The organism is Chromohalobacter sp. 48-RD10, assembly GCF_029889785.1.
In the GTDB taxonomy this organism is placed as follows: domain Bacteria; phylum Pseudomonadota; class Gammaproteobacteria; order Pseudomonadales; family Halomonadaceae; genus Chromohalobacter.
Map to the genome: position 1 here is coordinate 1 of NZ_JARANX010000157.1, position 1,110 is coordinate 1,110.

Consider the following 1,110-nt stretch of genomic DNA (forward strand, 5'->3'; position numbering starts at 1 on the left):
GATTCCAGGCGTGCCAGTACCCGGCCATAGCCGCTGGCATCGAGCACGAAACGCGCGTTCAAGTGGCGCGTCGCACCTTGTTCGTCCTTGAGTTGCAGTATGGGACACGCGGCGTCGGCGTCGAACGCGGTGACCGTGGTGCCAAACTCGAGCGTGGCGCCCTGGGCCTCGGCGGCGTGGATCAGGCGCTGGTCGAAGTCGGCACGCGGGACCTGATAGGTGGTGCCCCAGCCGGGGGTGGATTTGTCGCGGAAGTCGATGGCGGTGGTCCGCGAGTGGCGCGTGAAGGCGGCGCCGTTCTTGGGCTGATAACCGGCGGCCTGAACCGTTTCCAGCAAGCCGGCTGCCTCGAGATAGGCCATGCTCTGCGGCAACAGGCTTTCGCCGATGGCAAAACGCGGGAAATGGCTGCGTTCGATGACATGCACACGCCATCCGAGACGGCTCAGGCGTGCGGCAGAGGCTGCTCCGGAGGGCCCGGCACCGATGATGGCGACGTCGCAGTCGTTGGCATGCGGGGATGCGTCGGTGTGCATGTTCATCCTGCGTCTCCTCGTGGTCCAGGCCTGAGCAAGTAGACCAGCCCCCACACCGCGGCCAAACCGATCAGGCACGTCAGGCCGAGATAGTGAAGTGCCGGGGTGGCACTGAAAGCAAGCAGTCCGAAGGCCAGCAGACTGGTCAGCGTGGACAGGCTGATGGCCAGCCAGGCGGCGGCCTGGCGGGGGTGCTCGGCATTGAAGATACCCGCGTCGAGGCCGATGCCCAAGACCAGCAATAGCCCCAACTGACTGAAGACGTTGAGCGGGATGCCGGCCATCGCGAAGCTCGTCAATACGATCAGCGTAGCGCCCAGCGGGGGCAACAGTACTCGCCAGGTACGCCGACGATAACGCAGGGTCAGCCCTACGCCCAGCAAGATGAGGCCCAATGACAGCCATTCGGCGATATGCGTGCGCAGCTCGCCGAGCAGCCCGGACAGGCGCTCGATGCGATCGACATAGGTGACGCTGGGCGTATCGGCAGCGAGTTGCCGCAAGGGCGCCTCGCCGTCGCCGTTCGCGACGCCCTGAAGCGCCACGCTGGCGGCGACGTCACCGTCTTCGGTTT

The 1,110-nt window shown here is 65.8% G+C and carries 1 protein-coding gene and 1 pseudogene; both read right to left on the bottom strand.

All coding sequences use genetic code 11. From position 1 onward, the window contains the following. On the bottom strand, positions 1-542 hold a 542-nt coding region (locus tag OP496_RS17905), incomplete at its 3' end, for an FAD-dependent oxidoreductase (RefSeq protein WP_280565294.1). Further along, positions 539-1,110, bottom strand: a pseudogene (locus tag OP496_RS17910) (hypothetical protein); the annotation flags it as partial. The gene OP496_RS17905 and the pseudogene OP496_RS17910, both read right to left, overlap by 4 nt.